At 29.5% G+C, this 18,506-nt stretch carries 15 protein-coding genes and 1 pseudogene; 10 read left to right on the forward strand and 6 right to left on the reverse strand.

What is annotated here, in order from left to right; translation table 11 throughout:
* Positions 1-188: 188 nt before the first annotated feature.
* Together LPB87_RS06460 and LPB87_RS06465 are read right to left on the reverse strand one after the other, a co-directional pair.
* Positions 189-1,601: a cyclodeaminase/cyclohydrolase family protein gene (locus LPB87_RS06460; protein WP_230605353.1), complete on the reverse strand. Its 1,413-nt coding sequence runs from the start codon at positions 1,599-1,601 to the stop codon at positions 189-191.
* Between the two features lie 120 nt (positions 1,602-1,721).
* Positions 1,722-2,186: a JAB domain-containing protein gene (locus LPB87_RS06465; protein ID WP_230605354.1), complete on the reverse strand. Its 465-nt coding sequence runs from the start codon at positions 2,184-2,186 to the stop codon at positions 1,722-1,724.
* A gap of 565 nt (positions 2,187-2,751) precedes the next feature.
* Here LPB87_RS06465 and LPB87_RS06470 point away from each other — a divergent pair.
* The 4 genes and pseudogenes from LPB87_RS06470 (at position 2,752) to LPB87_RS06485 (ending at position 6,473) form a co-directional block, all read left to right on the forward strand.
* A pseudogene (locus LPB87_RS06470) lies at positions 2,752-3,621 on the forward strand (tyrosine-type recombinase/integrase).
* 179 nt (positions 3,622-3,800) lie between these two features.
* Positions 3,801-4,217, forward strand: a complete 417-nt coding sequence (locus tag LPB87_RS06475; RefSeq protein ID WP_230605355.1) for a hypothetical protein — start codon at positions 3,801-3,803, stop codon at positions 4,215-4,217.
* Positions 4,214-4,849, forward strand: a complete 636-nt coding sequence (locus LPB87_RS06480; protein ID WP_230605356.1) for a hypothetical protein — start codon at positions 4,214-4,216, stop codon at positions 4,847-4,849. The genes LPB87_RS06475 and LPB87_RS06480 overlap by 4 nt, the downstream gene beginning before the upstream one ends.
* Positions 4,850-5,477: 628 nt before the next feature.
* Positions 5,478-6,473: a hypothetical protein gene (locus LPB87_RS06485; protein WP_230605357.1), complete on the forward strand. Its 996-nt coding sequence runs from the start codon at positions 5,478-5,480 to the stop codon at positions 6,471-6,473.
* Between the two features lie 596 nt (positions 6,474-7,069).
* Here LPB87_RS06485 and LPB87_RS06490 read toward each other — a convergent pair.
* Positions 7,070-7,774 carry a hypothetical protein gene (locus LPB87_RS06490; RefSeq protein ID WP_230605358.1) on the reverse strand — a complete coding sequence of 235 codons (705 nt, stop codon included), beginning with the start codon at positions 7,772-7,774 and terminating at the stop codon, positions 7,070-7,072.
* Positions 7,775-7,825: 51 nt separating this feature from the next.
* A complete protein-coding gene (locus LPB87_RS06495; protein ID WP_230605359.1) occupies positions 7,826-9,616 on the reverse strand; it encodes a hypothetical protein in 1,791 nt (596 codons plus the stop codon).
* Between the two features lie 328 nt (positions 9,617-9,944).
* Here LPB87_RS06495 and LPB87_RS06500 point away from each other — a divergent pair, with 328 nt between their 5' ends.
* The 4 genes from LPB87_RS06500 to LPB87_RS06515 all read left to right on the forward strand — a co-directional run bounded on the left by LPB87_RS06500 (position 9,945) and on the right by LPB87_RS06515 (position 13,818).
* Positions 9,945-10,967, forward strand: a complete 1,023-nt coding sequence (locus LPB87_RS06500) for a hypothetical protein (protein WP_230605360.1) — start codon at positions 9,945-9,947, stop codon at positions 10,965-10,967.
* 18 nt (positions 10,968-10,985) lie between these two features.
* The gene (locus LPB87_RS06505; RefSeq protein ID WP_230605361.1) at positions 10,986-12,074 is read left to right on the forward strand and encodes a hypothetical protein; all 1,089 of its coding nucleotides are present in this window, start codon (positions 10,986-10,988) and stop codon (positions 12,072-12,074) included.
* Between the two features lie 105 nt (positions 12,075-12,179).
* Positions 12,180-13,049 (forward strand): hypothetical protein, encoded by an 870-nt coding sequence (locus LPB87_RS06510; protein ID WP_230605362.1) that lies wholly within the window; start codon positions 12,180-12,182, stop codon positions 13,047-13,049.
* A gap of 64 nt (positions 13,050-13,113) precedes the next feature.
* Positions 13,114-13,818 carry a hypothetical protein gene (locus LPB87_RS06515; RefSeq protein WP_230605363.1) on the forward strand — a complete coding sequence of 235 codons (705 nt, stop codon included), beginning with the start codon at positions 13,114-13,116 and terminating at the stop codon, positions 13,816-13,818.
* A gap of 134 nt (positions 13,819-13,952) precedes the next feature.
* On the opposite strand, the gene LPB87_RS06520 is transcribed toward LPB87_RS06515, so the two are convergent.
* Both LPB87_RS06520 and LPB87_RS06525 read right to left on the reverse strand, forming a co-directional pair.
* Positions 13,953-15,287: a relaxase/mobilization nuclease domain-containing protein gene (locus LPB87_RS06520; protein WP_230605364.1), complete on the reverse strand. Its 1,335-nt coding sequence runs from the start codon at positions 15,285-15,287 to the stop codon at positions 13,953-13,955.
* Positions 15,272-15,667, reverse strand: a complete 396-nt coding sequence (locus tag LPB87_RS06525) for a plasmid mobilization relaxosome protein MobC (RefSeq protein ID WP_230605365.1) — start codon at positions 15,665-15,667, stop codon at positions 15,272-15,274. The genes LPB87_RS06520 and LPB87_RS06525 overlap by 16 nt, the downstream gene beginning before the upstream one ends.
* A 751-nt stretch (positions 15,668-16,418) precedes the next feature.
* Here LPB87_RS06525 and LPB87_RS06530 point away from each other — a divergent pair.
* Together LPB87_RS06530 and LPB87_RS06535 are read left to right on the forward strand one after the other, a co-directional pair.
* A complete protein-coding gene (locus tag LPB87_RS06530; RefSeq protein WP_255673093.1) occupies positions 16,419-16,712 on the forward strand; it encodes a hypothetical protein in 294 nt (97 codons plus the stop codon).
* A gap of 174 nt (positions 16,713-16,886) precedes the next feature.
* Positions 16,887-18,416: a MauE/DoxX family redox-associated membrane protein gene (locus tag LPB87_RS06535; protein WP_230605366.1), complete on the forward strand. Its 1,530-nt coding sequence runs from the start codon at positions 16,887-16,889 to the stop codon at positions 18,414-18,416.
* The last annotated feature ends 90 nt before the right edge of the window (positions 18,417-18,506 follow it).

Genomic DNA, 18,506 nt, shown 5'->3' on the forward strand with positions numbered 1-18,506 from the left:
TTGAAATATTTTGATAATCTATTTGAAAAAAGAAAAGAATACTCTCTTTGAATAAACGATTGAAAAAAATTAAAAAAGTGTTAATAACAAATGTATCTTCACTTCTCTCTTCTTTTTGTTTGTAAATCCGTCACACATTTAAATAATTTAGGAGAAATCGTTGAACCGTTGACGTTGAATTCAGCTAATCAATAAAGGACTAAACCTAATTCTTCTAAGCGGATAGCCATGGCTTCGGTAGAGACTTTAAATTCGTCAGCTAAAGAGTTGAATCGTACGCCATTGTAGGACTCCGTTGTAGCCAAACGTCTGGATAATTCTCTCCGATTTCTATATTTCTTTCTTAAATCAGAAACATTACCTCTAGTTAAGTTGAAAGTTGTTTGTTCATTTACAAGGAAAGGCAAACTTTCAAATCTTAACTCGAACTTCTTAACAATTTCTTTTTTCGGTAATAAGAAATAAGTTGCGCCACGATCAGCAACTTTTTCTTCTGGATCTCTTTGCTCGTAAGGAGTATATCTATCCTGCGGAAGTTCGCGGTGTCTTTCAGATTGTACATGAAACAAGGCATGAATTAGTTCATGAGCAGCGGTGAATCTCTGGACTTCAATCGGCAGCTTTGAGGAAATGACTACCAATCTTTTTTCTTGGTCTATAAATCCCATCAATTCTTGCACTTTTCCAAATTCATCTTTGATACCAAATTCATGTTTCAGGACGAAATCGTAGCATAATACATCTTTGAAAATGCGTTCTGGGTTTAAAATTTCTTCAGAACTTGTTGGTGGTTTTTTCCAAATTATATCTTTATGTCTCCAAACAAGATTTTGGAATTCTCTTATTCCTTCTTCGATTTGGGAATTTGTTGGATTAATTATGCTCTTAAGTTTGTCTATTAAATCGTTTAACTCAAGATAAAATGGCAACTTCCTGTCATATTCTCTCTGAAGTATAGTAATCTTTGATGTTGCCAACAAATTATAATTTGTATAATCGACATCAAGAGCGACTAATTTTGATCGAATATCTTCACAGTAACGAAAGTCATCGCTTCCGAATTGAAGTAGATTCAAACGAATTATTGCTAAAGAACCGGCAAGACCAGAAACAGCGCTACTAAAAGCGACATGAGAATCGCCTCTCGCTGCTTTAAATGCATTGTCGAAGACATAATTCGCTATTTCGCAAAGCTCTATTGACAAATTACAAATGTCTAAAGGAATTGCTATAGCAACTTTCATTTGTTCTAACGATTGTCGTCTCAACTGATTTTGGATTATTGGATCCTTTTCATTTTTTTTTAGTGTCCTAAGCTCGATTACCTTGTCAAACTCAACAGCATCATGTGCAAAGAGTTGGCAAAGTTCAGGGAAAACTTTTTTTTCTATTTCATCTTGATACTCTAATAACTTAGGTAACACTTGACTAAAGGATTTTTGATAAGCAGGTCTATTTGTTAAGCTTATAACTGTTATTAGCAATTTCGAAGCAAGCATTCCTTGAAATGCTGCCGCACTTCCAGAGCCAGGTTTTGCCTTTCCCGCTCCAAATTTTTCGAGTAATTCTGCCGTTGGAATATCTAGTAATTCTATTTCCATAATAAATTATTTAAATAAATTATGTAAATATAATTAAATTGTTAATTTCATGAGGAATAATTAAAATAAAAACATGACTTCTAGTAATCGTCGCGAGATTATCCTAAATTTTAAAGGCGCTTACAAAGCGCCTTCATCAGCAAAAGAATAATAGGATTCGGTAGTTATAATTAATGAATCCAGTAATGTAATATCAAGAAGTCTTCCAGCTTCTTTTACTTTTTGAGTTATTTGTTTATCGGCTTCAGAGGCTGTGAGGTTTCCTGAAGGATGATTGTGAATCATTATCAGAGATGTTGCATTGGCTTTAAGAGCTGCTGTGAATATTAATCTGAGATCCACTATAGTTCCTGTAATTCCTCCAGATGAGATTTCGTAAATTCCAAGTCCCTTTTGAGCTTGATTCATAAGTAATACTTTGAACTGCTCAAAGAGTTCAATTTTATTATAATCCCAAGCTGAAAGAGCCAGTTTGTATGCGTCTTTAGAAGATTTGATTTGCGGTCTTTCAGAGTTTTTTACTTTCGTTTTATAGATCAGTTCAATTTCAGATACAGTCTGCCAGTTTTGATTTAAAGTTTCCATAATTTCTATATTTTAAATTAATTATGGAACTTCCACTGGGAATCGCCTAGCAAGCGCAAAAAGCAACGCAATAAAGCAGGAATTTTTTCCTGTATTTATGGGGGAATTTTTTGCTAGCGCCCGCAGGCGATTCCCGAACTTTGTGACGAAATTAAATAAGATTAAGAAGAATAAAGAGCCGTTTGATTAGCTAATTTTAATTGTGAAAGATCACTATAATATGTTTGAAGAAAAATTAAACGCTTTGATGATTAAAATATAAAACTATGAAAGGAATTGATAATTGCACGAATTACAAAAATGTAGCTTATTTTATTTCTCTTCTTTTGTCTTTATACTCATATTGAAATTGATCTTAATTTATTATTTTAGTAGTTAAAATTGCATAACTATGAATTGGGAAGCAAAAATTATCACTCATAGAAAAGAAAAATGAATTGCTGTTTATTTTGAAAAAAATGCCGAATTGACAGCACGTATCAAGAAACTGGAAGGTTCTCGATGGAGTCATACTTTAGGGCTTTAGCATCTTCCAGATACGTTTGAAAACAGAGAACGGTTTCATTTGGATGCATTAGTTCATTGTTTTGCATCAGAAGAAGCTATCGAGCAAATTGAGAAATTTAAACAATGGCTTCGTTCCAAACGCTATAGCGAAAACACAGTAAATACTTATAGTGAAGCATTGAAATCGTTTTTGATTTTCTGGCGGGAAAAACCCATTTCCGGAATCTCTAATGAAGATGTGATTGTCTATAATAACGAGTATATACTGAAAAATAATCTTTCGGAATCTTATCAAAACCAAATAGTTAATGCTATAAAGCTATATTTTACAACCATTCGAGAAACAAAGATTGAAATAGCTAAAATTCACAGACCAAAGCAATCTAAACAATTACCTAACGTTTTGAGCAAAGATGAAGTGAAATTGATTTTGAATGCACATAGCAACATTAAACACAAAATGATGCTAAGTTTGATTTATAGCTGTGGTTTGAGCTGTGGCGAATTATTAGCGCTTAGACCTGTTCATATCGATTCTAAAAGAAATATTATATTGCTTAAAAACTCCAAAGGGAAAAAAGACAGAATTCCACCTTTATCTCCTAAAATTTTAGAAATGCTTCGGGAATAGTATGTCTTATTTAAACCCAGAACCTATTTGTTTGAAGGTGCAAATCCTGGTGAGCCCTATTCAGAAAAAGTTTGCAAAGTGTATTAAAACAAGCACTCAAAAAAAGTTGACATAACAAAACCTGTAAGTTTACATTGGTTGCGCCATAGTTTCGCTACACATTTACTTGAAAGCGGAACTGATTTAAGGTATATTCAAGAATTATTAGGTCATCAAAGTAGTAAGACCACCGAAATTTACACCCTTGTTAGTACGAAAAGTATTCATCAAATAAAAAGTCCGTTTGATGATTTATGAAATAAAAATCCTATTTTTGAAAAGAAATAATACTGACAATTGTCAGACATAGCGACCTAATTTAGGGTAGATAAATCGGGCGTAGTCAGACATATTACAAGTTATGCCTTATTACACAGACGTAACGTTACTTAAAAACAGAAAAGTCTAAAATATTTTTAAGTTAAAATTCAAGTATAATGAATAAAACAATAGAGATTAAGAAATCGACAATTAGAAACATTTTTATTTCTATCATAATAGGATTTTCTGCTTTATATGGTATAGAGCATTTAGGGACATTTAGTTATTTAGCTGATTCGCCACCACAATATGATGAACAAGGGAGACCTTATTTAGAATATCAAATACCTGCCACAACAAAAGTTTCTAAAATAACGTATAAAACCTATTTTGGTAATTTAGTCGAGACAGAGGGAAATGGTTTTGATGTATACGATTTAAATTATGCAGGTACAGAATTCAATAAATATTCTTCGAAAAGCTATTACTATACTCAAGCTATACTCAAGGATTTTAAATATGGATTATTTATTTCTTTAATCTTGTTTTTAATTTCTCTATTTTTCACAACTTTTAAAATTAAATTATCGTGATTAAAAAATTTGCACTTTTAATATTTTGCACCACTTTAACTTCTTGTTTTAAAGAACCTAAAAAAGATGTTAATAAAATAAGCGACACACCAACAGTACATAAAGAATCTGCGTTTGAATATGATATTTCTCAAGCAGTAGACACATTATCTTCTACCTCTTCGCATGAGGACACAAAAGTTAATAACCCTATACAGTCCATTTCATTGTTTAGTGATATAAATGGAATTCAACCTAAAGTAAATTCTTTTAATGACATTAAATCCATTATAGGAGAGCCTGATTATATTGATATTACAAAATTAGAATTTGACAAATATAACGGCGAATATACAGGAGGAAATAAAATTGTAAAATACAATAAACTTGGTCTAGAATTTTTATTTACCCGAGATGACATTTCTATGAGTTCTGTTAATCAGATTTTAATCAAAGAAAATTTCAAGGCAGTTTCTGACGAAGGTATTTTTATAGGGATGTCAGAACAGGAGTGTATAAATATTTTAAATAGTAAATATTATCTAGACTTTGAAACCGACATATCTAAATCATATTCGAAGACAGATGGTGGAAAGTCTGGGTTACAAATTTGGTTTAAAAATGGAAAATTAGAGATGTTAGCAATATACTAAAAAGAGTAAAGGTGGAACGCTACTCTTAAAATCATTCTTGCTACTATTGTTCCCAAGATTTACAGTGATGGCACTCTACTTCTTCGACAGGTATAGTAAAAGAATGCCCTTGCGAAGCAAATTTTTTTACCGAAAATAATAAAACTAAATAAAAGTAACAAGGCATAATACTAGAAGATTTAAATATTTAAAATTGTACCTAGCTTAAAAATCCGAAGCTTTTATCGCTGAAGAAAATCAATAATAAAATGATGTTCTTTGCGAAGCTGTTTACGAACCATTTTATGCTGAACTTAAAGAAAATTTTGATGATAAAATAGTGACGAATCATTTTTATTTATATTAAAAGGGTTAATGATTTGTAGTAAAAATAGTTATTATATTCGCTTAGGAAAAAGTCAACTTATTACTTAAAGAACTAAAAAGAGTTGCATTGATGCCATTTTATGGTTGGTGTATAAATAAGAAGATAATAATATCTCAACACATGAAGTTTAAGAAAGGAAAGTGGAAAATTGATTCATGAACTTTAATTCAAATAGAATAGGCAAAATAATTTCCCTTTTTCATCGTATTTTACAAAAGTCTACATCATTCATAAGTACAAGAATGTTAACTGATATGCAAAATGAACAAAAATAAAACTACAAGGAATATTGCTAATAAAATTGTTGAACTTCCTGAAGTTGCTTTGCATTCTCCTACTCAGTTGGAAAGTTTGCCATTACCATATGTTCATTACCCACAACATTACGGGACTTTTATTTCTTTTTCGGAGAAACAAAATAGTGAACAATATATTTGTTCGTGTTCTGAGCAAGCTTTAATCAACTACTTTATATTGACAGATTCGCTTTCAGATGACAAAAAGGAAATAACTGATATTCCTTGGAAACCACCTTTTCCAGATGATTTAACAAAAAAAATAAAACCTAAAAAGCGTATTGATGATATTTTTAAATTCCTGCCTAAACTTTGTCATCGTTGTAATATGGCTACACCAACTTTAAGGTGGTGTCACGAAATGTATGGAGGGAATTTTAAACAATATTACGGCTGGTACATCCAGTTGGCATCACTAAAATTAGGTTTTAGAAACTTCACATTTATTTCTGAAATTTGTCCTTCAGAAATTGTTGAAAAGCTAAAGCTATCAAAAAAAATATTCATTGATAATCCAACTTTTGACAACGAAGAAGAACGAATTTTAGCAGTTAAATGCTACAAAGAATTAGAGAAGTTACCTGAGAATGAAACTAGAACAGAATTTGGTTTTAGGAAAATTGGAGAAGGTTGGGTAAGTGAAACAATTTTATTTCATTTAGTTTCTAATGCGTTTCCTTTTTGCACGATTGAACGAAATATACGACCGTATTGGCTAGATAATTTAGAATTAGACATTTATTTGCCTAGCAAAAATATTGCTTTTGAATATCAAGGGCAACAACATTTTTATCCAATCAAAGCTTGGGGTGGTGATAAAGCATTTGAAAGATTGCGAAAACGTGACGCAAGAAAAAAGCAACTTTGTGCCCAACTTGGAATAATACTAATTGAAATTGATTACACAGAACCATTAACACTCGACTATTTAAAAAAGAAAATACAAATGCACATCACGTAAAAGAGTTTTTAACAGCTAGAGATAATATAATGCTGAAACTGTTGAACTTATTTTTCTTTTTTTATTAGTAAATGCTTTTCTGTTCATAATTCTTTTGACTCTTCTTTTATGATTGCTGGAAATGTCTGAAGAACTAAACTTATCTTTAATAATGTAGATATTTAAAAGAAGTGCCAATATTACCACTTGTGAGAATTTTCAAAATGCTGATGAATGTACAGGGCTCAACAATGCAATGAAGTATGATATAAACGTTGAAAAAAAACTTTAGAAATTTGATTTCTTAAAGCTATATGTTGATAAAACGTTGAATGAAATTCCGGTAGAAATGTAATGATATTTCAATGGAGTCTATGATTTTATGGGAGTTTAACTGAAAAATAAATTGCAATTATTAAAGATGATATTGCTTAACACAATCTCTAATCAGTTGCAAATTTAGTAAAAACGTTTTTAAAAAGGTATATTCGTTTAGTCGAAAGCTTTCGTTTGATTACTTGTTGATATCTATAAGGAAAATAAAACAGGTAAAAGACTTCATGAAACGCTCATTTTCTTACCTGAGGAGTAAACTACCTTTTTTAATTTTAGTGTATTTATATTTTCTTTTTGTTTTCGAAATCAATTACAATTTGTTCATATGTCATTTCTTTTAATAGTGAATTATATTTTTTAAACATTGTGTTAAAATCGTTCACTATATCTTCTAATGGTATGGCAAGCAATTTATTTTTTTGTCGATCATATTCCTTACTAAAATTTCTTACAGCATAAACTATCGGTTTTTCAAGTTGTCTATAAAATAGTATATGATCATTAATGAATGAATGTTTATAAGTATTTGTAATGTCATTCACATTTTTTAAAAGAGCCTTATAATCAAGAAAAAAACTCACATCTTCAAATTTGTTCTCATTCCATTTTCCTAATAAATTACCAATGCTTTCTACTTCTATTTTGCATGGATAGTCTCCCAATTCCTTTCTTTTTTCAACTATATACAACAAAGCTATTAATTCATCGATTATCATTCGCAAATCTGACATTACATGTATTATCTCAATGTAAGGAGTAATTACTGTCCTTTTGTTATTTAAGCCATTTCTCTTTTTAAAATTAATGTTATAAAGCGCTACTTTTTCGCATATCGAAACTAAAATATCGTTAAGATAATCTAATCTACTGAATACAAAAGAAACCTTGTTGCTTAAATTACCCCAGTATTCAGAAGCGCAAAATTCAGGTATGTCATCTGCATAAATTTCTTTTGTAGCATCTCTATATATATCAAATTGTATCATGTTTCAGTTTGTCTAAAAAGAATTGATTGAGTCTCTATTATTGATTCATATTTACTGAAAAATTTCATTGGGATTGTCAATTTCTAAGAATTTTTCTAATTTTTCTCCTTTCAACGCCCCCAATATAATTTCTTGTGTAATAAAATAGTCTTCAATTGATACTTTTCCATCATTATTAACATCAACAGTAACATCAGACATAAAATTTAAAATTGAATTTAAGGTAAAGGATAAATAATATTTTAGATGCGCTATATGTGTGTGGATTCCATTTTTTATTGCGGCGTTATGAACTATTTCATTTCTGATACGATATAATCTCGTGATGTTCCATGTTAGATTATCTTGATGCTTTTTTAAAACATCTTCAATTTTGTTTGGCTCTTCATGCCATTTCTTAAAAAAAACAGTTCTAAACTTAAGTAGCTCAGAATTAGTGTTATTGTTGATTGTGTTATAACTATTATGATCAATAAAATATTTTAGATCATCATTGTAGTTTATAATATTGGATTTTAATCCAAGTCTTCTCAAAGATCTATGAAAATCATATAAGTTGCGTTTTACATAGATTAAACTGTGACACTTAGGGAAATAATTTCTTATTCTATCAATAGTTTTTTCGTCAGAATTGAAAGAAGTAAAAATAAATTCCAGTCCAATCCAATAATTTAACAATTTTGTTTCCAGTTCAGGCGATTCACTACCAGTCCTGTAATATCTAATAGCACTCAGGATTTTGTCAAAACTTTCAGGATCAATACTTTTGGTTTTTATAGTAGTTATTTTTTGCAACAGATCTGCGAAAACATCAGAATCGCTCTTAAAGTAACCATCAATTTGGAAATTGCTAGGACTAATAGATGCTTTTAAAGGCTCTTTTTCTCCAATTGTGGCGCATTGTGCATCAATTTTGAAATGTTTATTATTATATCCTAGATGATAAATGTCTAAATCTTTAGATAGCTTGTTTATTCCTAATTGAATTGCTTTGAAATAATCTTTACTTTTGAAATCAAGGGATATAAGGATTTTTTCTTTGTTTTTTTCTAAAAAATTATAAACTTCATCTGAAATTTTAGTTTTGTTGATTCGCCTATATTTTTTATCAATTAAATTATAAGAATTGTCAATTTTTTTTAATTCTGAAAATTGAAATGAATTATCATTAATTAAAAATATAACAGTGAAATTTTCATCTGCTTTGTCTATTATGGACTTAAAAACAGCTATTTTATCTGAGAATGTTGGGGTATTACTATTGTAAATAAATATACTCTGAAATGTTTTGTAAAGATACTGTTTGGTAAAACCTTTACTAAGTAATTCAATATAGAGGTAATCGCCTAAGACAATTAAGTCCTTTTTTAAATCATCAAATACCTTTTTTTTCGATTCAATAAAATTGTTTTCTTCGTCAAAAAAACTAGAATATGATTCAGTTATTGATTTAATTTTATTAAATATATTAGAGCAGTATTCTTGATTATCCCTTAAAATTAACTTGCTTGATTGTATAATTAATTTGTAATTTTTCCTATCAGCTTTTTCTAAAATACCTGTGTAATGTTTTTTGTTAATCTTTACGAATTTTAATTCGTCATTATTCTCACTTAATATTTTCTTCAGTTCTTTAGATGTATAATTTACGTAATCATTATTAGTGAGGATACCATTTATGGATGATTGTGTGACAGTTATTAATTCTTCAATTAGTGTTTTTGGATTATGCAACCTAAGTCTATAACTATCTATTGAATTTTGGTATAAAGATTCAATAGATTTTTCTATAAACAATTTTTCTAAGTTATTAGTTGAGTAGTTAAGATTTATATTTTGCATTTACTTATTAATGTATTACTTTTGTATAAAAGTAGAAAAAATTAATTAAACATACAGAAAGGGGTTCGGGTACTTCCTCTACTTTGCTTTAGTAAGATTTATTCGTCCCCCTAAGTAATAAAGACTGATTTTAAATCAGTCTTTTTTTTTTGAAAGTATCTCATACCATTTCAATTATTTAGATTGTCTTTTGTTTATAAATTGTATTTAAATTAAAACATATTTATTTACTGTATATTTGAGAATTATTCAAATAAATTTTTTAAAAAAGTGTTTAATTTTTAGTAATTAAAATACTCTGGTTATTTTTCAATTAACAATTTATTAAATGATAAAATATTTTACACATCCAGAAGGAAAGTTTATAATAGAATTACCTGTAGAATGGCAGTATAAAAATATTGCTGTTGGAGACAAGGAAGAATCACCATACTGTTTTGAACTTTATGAAGAGACAGTAGGTTGTTTTCAGATTAGTATTTATTCTGAAAATGAAAAGAGTATTTCTGAAAAGATAAGAAAACAAAAATACAACAAGGATAATCTTAATTTTGTTCAAAGAAGAATGGATGGAGGTGGATTCAATATGCATTTATTTTACGCTGTGGTTGATGATCATCTGTTTATGTCCAAATATATTTATGAAACTAACAATGAAAAATCAGAAAAGATTTTAGAAGAGTTGGTTAAAGTTAGAAAAGCATTAAAGAGTCTCAAATTGCTATCATCTGAATGGAGAGAAGAAGCAATAGAAATTGATAAATATGAAAAATTTATGTCCTCCCTTGCGGCGTCTTTTGATTTATTAAATATAGCTTATAAAAATAAATCTGAAATTGAAATTATAATAATTCTAGCGAATCAAATAGATGCTTACTTGCGTCTAGCAATTGTTATGAAAAAACAATTAATGTCTAACACAAATAAAATTGATATTAGATTATTATACCAAGAAGAAAATGATAAACCTGTATTTGAAAGACATATATATAAACAAGCAAAAGAGCTAGCAATTATAAATCAAGATATATTTGATAAATTAGAATATTTATATAATGATCGTAATAAAATGGTACATCGCTATATTATTTCAGATTTAAAAACAAGGGATATTGGAGAATTATCGATTGAATATGTCTTAATTTGTGAAGAAATCAGGTTAATACTTGCTAGTATCGAAGATAATCAATTTGATAAACAAATAGGTATTTACGGTGGGAAAAGAAACCCTAAGGAGGTACATAGCAAAGAAAGTATCAATTTTTTGCATTCTCAAGTTAATGATAAGCATTTAGTTACTAGTTTGCAGAGGAAAATAGATTTTAGTGATAATAATAGACTTGACACGTAAATAAAATTTGAGAGATATATGCGATTAACATTATCCATTGAAGAAGGAGAAGAAGTTTTTATCCCAAAAAAGTATCAAAAAATAAATGATTTATGTGCGGTAATTTATGACCAAATTACAGAAATTTATATAGAGAAAAATTATAAAAACCTTCTTAAAACCGAAATAATACCTCAAGATCATCAAAAAATTATCGATGAATTAAAGGCGGGAGATATTCATGTTTTAGATTATTTAAAGGCAAATGATTTAAATCATGAAATTGAATTAATAATCTCAAAGCATATTTTTTTAGCTGTAACATCAGATCTTATAAATTTCATATTTGAGTCTTTACATTGTGCTAAACGGGGTAAAATGACTGTGGCATATTCTCTATTAAGAAAACCTTTTTTAGATGAATTATTTATTTTAGAGCAATTATTGGTAGATCGAACGGATTTTATTAAACGATTTTTTCATGATGGTAATCCGGAAAAATATGATCCAAGTAATTCTAAAATTGATAAAAAAGAAATTATTGAAAAAGCTATAAGTAATATTAAATTTAATCATTTTTATGATGTTGATTTGATTTATGATTTAAGATATAACAAATCCTTCGAGTCAGGAATAAACAGCTCTACTAATCAAGCTTTACATATTGTTACAAAAGATAAAAATTATAGAACTACTGAACAAAATCTAAATTTCGTTTTTTCTATAAAAGAGGATATGAATAACTATTTTGAAAATTATTATTTTGTTGTACCTAATTTATTATTTTATGCAGTCTCTGTAATCGATGAAATAGCTTTTAATTTTTTACAGGATAATAAAAACAAACAAGTTAAAGTTATAAAAGAGTTTCGTCGAATAATTGCCTACCTATTTTTTACTGAGTTTGCTAATATTTCAACTAAGAAAAAGAATGAAAAAATTTTAAAGCATTTTTATAATCATTTAATATTTAAATGTCCTGTTTGCAAACATAATAATCAAATTGAAAGAGCGGATTTAGAATTATTTTATCAAATTGAAAATTTTATTTGTACAAAATGTTTTAATACACTAATTCATGATAAAAAATCCGTTAATATTATTCAAAGTTTACTTGATACATTTTAAAACGCAACTGATATGTGAGAGATTTTGAGATGTATTATTGAAGGCATTTTTAAAAATTTCATTGTAGTGAAGTGAGTTGATTACAATGACAAAAAAATATATGAAATGAATTTTAGTGAAAACATAGTTGGAAATACAAAATCATTTGAAATTTTTACTAAAGAATTTAATAGTAATATTGATTTTCTTGATGATTTTTCTGATCTCATATCTTTTAGTGGGAGAATGATTTACTTTTTTACGGATAAAAAAATTCACAACATTAGTACAACGTTGTTAGATAATTCAGTTCAGACATTAAAGAGTATTAAATTGTGTTGTTCAATTGGGAGTTTTGCTGACGCAAATACCTTGATTCGCAAGCTAAGAGATGATTTGATCCTATATATTTATATTTTGGATGTTGTAAATAATCGAACAAATTCAATATCAGATTTAAAATTTGATTCTAATCTCACTGGTGACGAAAAAGCAGTTGAAGCATGGCTTGGTAATACAGTGTCAGAACTTCCGAACAAGATTAAAATGAAATTAAGCTTTGAAAATTATATGAAATATTTAAAGCAAAATGATCACATTACTAAAACACTTGAAAATTATAATTTGGAGCATTATTGGGAAACATTGAGAACTAAACTTAACGACTATGTTCATAACAATGGAATTCAGTTCACATCTCATAATTTAATAAGGGAATGTAATCAGAATTTAGACATATATTTGAAAAATATAAATATCAGAACATCATATATAATTACTTTATTTTTGGTTCTTGTAATTATGACTGAAGCTGCGTTAATAGCTTCAACTGATATGATTGATCATTTGGAATGTGGTCTAACTCCACCTGAAGATTGTCAATATGAAATTGCGCCTTTCATCCAGGATTATATTGACAAAAAAGTTGTGGCTTTTCATCCTGAATTAAAACAATTTTTGAGAGATAATAACAAGTATGACATGAGAATACAATAAGTGCTTAAGGCTATATTTAAAATGATTTATTAGAATTAATTATAAATAAAATAACTAATTAAATATGAAAATACTTTCTGAGAGGTCACCTTTTAAAATGCTTCCTCTACAAATGGATGAATATCAAAGATTGATTTTCGACGCAATTCGAATTACTTTTGAAATGTTAGAAGTAGATTATACATTATTAGAAAATAAGCTTCATGAGTTATCACAAGAAGATGTTGTTAAAGAAAATATATCTGAAATTTTCTCACGTGCATGGGCAATTATTGATCATAGTTCCAGACTAATTAAATTATTTCAAAAACTTCCTTCAGAAAGTAATCACAAAATTCTCGATAGCATATTAGATGTAAATGCCTTTAGAAATACTATTCAACATTTACATGAACGAATTGATGAGTCAATGTTTGAAAATAGATCACCGTTCTACGGAATTTTGGTCTGGTATCATAAAAATTTTGATACTGGAATTGTAACACCAAAAACACTCGTAAGTGGTATTGCTTATGGATTTAATATCACTTTAAAAATGCCTGAGAGCAACGAAATCAACAAAGAAATTAATTCAATTACAATACAAACAGTTGATAAAAAAGAAACTATTTGCATGAATTTAAGTGAATTATTGCTGAATATTAAAAACATTTGTTTAACAAATGAAAATAAGATCTCTGACTTCTTTAGAACACAAGGTTGGGTACTTTGTGATTGGTCAAAGAGAAAAGATATTATGATTAGTTTTAAAACAGAAGATAGACAATAAAAAACATTGAAATATATTAGTATTTATAGGTCAGTGTCCTGTGACAATTTAAAGATAATTTTCTGCACCTTTAAATTTACGGTAATGTCTCACTAACTGTGCATCTTAGTGAAACACTACCTTAATTTCTAACATTACCTTGACAATCGCTTTCTCCTTTGTTTCTTTTTTTTATTTTTCAATTGATACGGTAAGTAATCAATTACCTGTTCTGACTGCATTAAATTATCAATAATCTTATCTAATTTTGGTAACATTGCAACATATTCTTTTTCTTCCTGCATTAGGACATCCAATGCTTTTACCATATCAGGAATTGTCAATGTGTTTTTTTGTTGTTCCAAAACAGTAATTAGTGATTCTTTAGAACGAAGCTTTTCGTAAATCTGATTTCTTTTTTCTTCACCAGCAACTTTTAATCCGCATCGTTCTTCAATAGCTTTTGCACAGTATTGTTTCCCCAAGCTACTGCCATTAAAAATATTTTTTGTCGTGTGGTCAACATAGGTTATACCGTAAAGTAAACCCTCTGTGCTTTTTCTAAAAACAGTACTGATGCCTTCTTTTTCCAATCGTCTTGCTAGTTCGGTTAATGGCAATATAGGTTCTCGTAACAATGCCATATCAATAGCAAGTTTCACTTTTGATTTATCCGACATATTTCTAGTCTCATTGTTCTTAAATTTCTCTTCTAAAGATTTCAAAGTCGGTTTCGTATAAAAACTACTCGCTTTAATTGGAACACCTATTGGCTTACCTTTTGCGTTTAATATATGATAGACCAAACCTCTAGTTAAAAACATTCTTGAGTTTTCACTACCACGGTCAGCCATTACATTGTATTGTTTAAGGGCTGCGTTGAGTTCTGTAAGGCTATTAAATTTATAATGATTCACAACCGTATTAAGAACATTAAATATAGCTTTCTTTGATTCAATCTTTCCATATTGAATGCTTCCCATTGAAATAGGTTTTAAAGTGAATTCCTCTTCCTTTTTTCTTCCTTCAGCTTTTACTAATCCAAAAAGTTCTTCTATCTCCTTCCTTGCAGGTTCGGATTTTCTCATGCCTATATTGTGCAAGTCAATTCGTTTTCCATCCCTTTCGATATTTACAGTAACTACATGCAAATGCTGATGTTTTGTATCGTTATGTTGATATACCAAATAAGGCTGTTCACTAAAGCCGATTTTCTCCATATAACTGTCTACAATAGCTATCAGTTTTTCTTTGGAATGATTTTCAGATGGATCAAAATTTAATGATATATGTAGCGTATTACATTTTACATTTTCATTTAATTCTGCTCGTTTTATAAAGCGATTTAGCTTCATAGTCTCCGTCATTTTATCGATGTGACTAGGGTAATTTCCAGCTGCAATGCATTCAGCAACACCCATTTTTACTTTGTTCTCATTATAATAAAAAACACTGCGGACTGAATGGGTTGATTTTATGATTGCAACCATTTGTCCGTTATTTTAGAGGTGTGTTTTTCAATCAAATCTATCTTACTTTTAAAGATTTGTTTCTCGATTTCATAACGAATAATCCAGGTTTTAAATTCGGGAATTCGCTGCAATGTGTGCAGTTTTTTTACTGTCTGATTTAAGTTAATTCCAATAGCATTTAACTCCTTACGAAGTACTATTGTTTCTTCTATAAAATCATCCAAAGATTGATTTCTGCAAATAGTTGTAATACTCTTGTCGAATAGATGCTTACGTAAATAATCACTAAGCTTACGGCAGGTACTAGCTTTCCATTTCTGCTCAATCTTCATATATTCTTCCACTGTCAGTCGCAAAGTAATCTTGCGTGTTCTGTTTGAATTTTCTCTTTCCATCATCTTTCATCATCATTGTTATCAAACTCTTTTTTTATCCTTTTAGTTTCTCTGCCCACGAGTTCCGAGTATGGGGCAGCAAGATCTGGTTGTCCGACAACCATACATCTTGCTGATTGCAGGAACGTGGCAATCTTTTTGCTATTTTAAATATCTTTGGGAGATTCCAATCTTTTTAGAATTTCAAAACACTGTTCTATTCTATACCTTCTTTTTATAATCTGTGATATGTCAATTTTAGCTTATCGAATAACTATGAAATAAATCCTTACAGCCCGATAAAATCTTCAGGGCTTATTAAGAATCATTTATTCTTAGTAATCGAGGAAAGTCCACACTGCCTAAAATTTAAAACCATTGTAGAGAGGTAATTAAAAAACCGAATTTGCTCTCCAATGTGCCATAAACAACCGTGCTCTTTCAAAGCATTGCACCAATTTTAAAACAACAAAATCCTGACTGTTTAAAAGGAAGGTTTTTGGTTGTTCTTTTTCAAGATAGGAGTGTCATTGCATTATCGTTTTTAAGCTTCTTAAATTTTCTATGAAGAATTCTAACTGAAAAAAAAATAGCTATTATTTAAATTCTGTGTAGCTTAAAAGCCTATCATACATTTAGAGGTTATTTTATTTTAGATACAAAACTAGGTAAGTGAGTTGGATTCAACCTATCATGAACATATTATAGCCATGATACTTAAAGAGTAGCTTTATACCTTTACACAGATAAAATATTAATTTAAAACGTGAATATTATGACAACAAATGATGTAGCCAAGGTTGTAGATACTGTACTTAGTATCCCTGGTATGAATGAGGTAGTGAAGCTTGATTTAAAAATTTCACGAAAAAATGTATTGTTATTAAATCATATAATTGAGTGTGGGTTATCCCCTAAAGACAATGTTAAACCATCAATTCTCATGTCTAGTATCCAAGAAGAAAATCTGGAAGAATTAAGATTATTTGGAGAAGAATGTTTGCAAAAAGCAGGGCTTATCGAACTCAGAGAAAAACTTTCGATCTTAACGAGTGAATCAAAACAATAGGAGAGATTGTTGATAATCCAATCCTATTTTTGTTCGTAATTCAATTTCAACACGCTATTTCCATCTGATGAAAATGGCGTGTTTTTGTAAACTATTGGCTTGATTTTGATATGCTGTTTTGATTTTGATGCGTATAAATTTGTAATTGTATTTATCAATTTAATCATCGCCCCTATGAGAGTATATAAAAATGCAAGGAAAGTTTTTTTAGAAATAGTATGCCTATTATATGTTTTTTTATTGGTTTATGCCGCCATGAACAAAGGACTTGATTTTGAAAACTTCAAGGTAGAACTTGGGCAATCTCCTCTACTAAGTGCCTTTGCGGGTTGGATTTCGTGGGCGGTACTTATTGTTGAATTTTTGATAGCGATATTACTTCTTTTTTCCAAGACCAGAATTAAGGCACTTTATGCAGGGTTTTGTTTGATGAGTATGTTTACAGCTTATATTTTTATCATGCTTAATTACAGTTCCTTTTTGCCTTGTTCTTGTGGTGGAATATTAGAAAAAATGAGTTGGCAAGAACATCTTTTATTTAACTTAGCTTTTGTGGTATTGGCAGGACTCGCACTATGGCTGAATCATTCTCAAAGTAGCCCAGGAATAAAGGTAAAAAAACTTTTTTCATATCCTGCTAAGTTAGCTTTGACTTTCTTATTGAGTTGTATTGCTGTCATCATTTTATTTCTTTCTTCAGAAGAAATCATGTACCACAAAAATCCTTTTATCCGTCGCTATCCACACCATCCTGTTACGCTAACACATACTATAGATTTAAAGTACAATTCGTATTACTTTGCAGGAGCAGGAAATGGTAAATTATATCTTGGAAATTCCACCGTTCCACTATATTTATTATCCATTGATAGTAAACTACAGCAACAAAAAATTAATGTTGCACTTGAGCGTGATAATTTTTCTTTTAAATCTATCAGAATGACTGTTCGTCCTCCATTTTTCTACATACTAGATGGTAGAACCCCTTCTGTTTTTAGTGGTCTGATTACGGATTGGAAGGCGAAATTGCAAAGCCCCAAACCTCCTTATTTTAGTATTGGTACACCAGTAGATAGTAGTACAATTGTTTTTAGAGGTATTAGTAAAATCAGTGGTAGTAATATTCTTGGCGTTTTCAAAGCAGGAGATCAATCAAAAAACATAATGGCACCTCAGTTATTACAAAAGCAAATTGATGGTGTTTTTGATACCGATGGGATGTTGCATTATAGTGAAGAATTGAAACGAATTGTTTACATCTATAGTTATAGGAACGAATATATAGTAGCTGATAAAAATGCAAAGCTGGACTATCGGGGCAATACTATTGATACCGTATCACGTGCGCAAATAAAGGTAGCTTATCTGAAGAAGGAAACGGAGCAAGCGATGGCGATACCCACTTTAAGTGTAAATGCAAATAGTAGTGTTTGTAAACATCTCCTTTTTGTTAATTCCAATGTTCCTGGGAGGTATGAACAAAAAGAAGTCTGGAAACAGGCGTCGGTAATTGATGTATATGATCTTGATAAGAAAGGCTATTTGTTTAGTTTTCATGTATATGGAGTTGATGGTAAAAAGCTTCGGAATTTTTTGGTGACTCCAACCCATGTATATGCTCTTATTGATACTAAATTGGTGATTTATCAATTGAATGAAAAACTAAAAAATGAAATGAAACGTGTGGTTGGAACAAAACTCTGATACATGTTATGATATACTAGCGCTAGTATCAGGAATTAGATCGAACACCTGTAGAAAAAAGTAGGTCGAAATTAACTATTAATTTATATT

The sequence above is a fragment of the Flavobacterium sp. EDS genome (genome assembly GCF_020991525.1).
Classification (GTDB): domain Bacteria; phylum Bacteroidota; class Bacteroidia; order Flavobacteriales; family Flavobacteriaceae; genus Flavobacterium.

Bases quoted from the DNA above. Each gene is read 5' to 3' on its own strand.
- LPB87_RS06460 (WP_230605353.1), bottom strand. From the start codon at position 1,601: ATGGAAATAGAATTACTAGATATTCCAACGGCAGAATTACTCGAAAAA.
- LPB87_RS06465 (WP_230605354.1), bottom strand. From the start codon at position 2,186: ATGGAAACTTTAAATCAAAACTGGCAGACTGTATCTGAAATTGAACTG.
- LPB87_RS06475 (WP_230605355.1), top strand. From the start codon at position 3,801: ATGAATAAAACAATAGAGATTAAGAAATCGACAATTAGAAACATTTTT.
- LPB87_RS06485 (WP_230605357.1), top strand. From the start codon at position 5,478: ATGAACAAAAATAAAACTACAAGGAATATTGCTAATAAAATTGTTGAA.
- LPB87_RS06490 (WP_230605358.1), bottom strand. From the start codon at position 7,774: ATGATACAATTTGATATATATAGAGATGCTACAAAAGAAATTTATGCA.
- LPB87_RS06495 (WP_230605359.1), bottom strand. From the start codon at position 9,616: ATGCAAAATATAAATCTTAACTACTCAACTAATAACTTAGAAAAATTG.
- LPB87_RS06500 (WP_230605360.1), top strand. From the start codon at position 9,945: ATGATAAAATATTTTACACATCCAGAAGGAAAGTTTATAATAGAATTA.
- LPB87_RS06505 (WP_230605361.1), top strand. From the start codon at position 10,986: ATGCGATTAACATTATCCATTGAAGAAGGAGAAGAAGTTTTTATCCCA.
- LPB87_RS06510 (WP_230605362.1), top strand. From the start codon at position 12,180: ATGAATTTTAGTGAAAACATAGTTGGAAATACAAAATCATTTGAAATT.
- LPB87_RS06515 (WP_230605363.1), top strand. From the start codon at position 13,114: ATGAAAATACTTTCTGAGAGGTCACCTTTTAAAATGCTTCCTCTACAA.
- LPB87_RS06520 (WP_230605364.1), bottom strand. From the start codon at position 15,287: ATGGTTGCAATCATAAAATCAACCCATTCAGTCCGCAGTGTTTTTTAT.
- LPB87_RS06525 (WP_230605365.1), bottom strand. From the start codon at position 15,667: ATGATGGAAAGAGAAAATTCAAACAGAACACGCAAGATTACTTTGCGA.
- LPB87_RS06530 (WP_255673093.1), top strand. From the start codon at position 16,419: ATGACAACAAATGATGTAGCCAAGGTTGTAGATACTGTACTTAGTATC.
- LPB87_RS06535 (WP_230605366.1), top strand. From the start codon at position 16,887: ATGAGAGTATATAAAAATGCAAGGAAAGTTTTTTTAGAAATAGTATGC.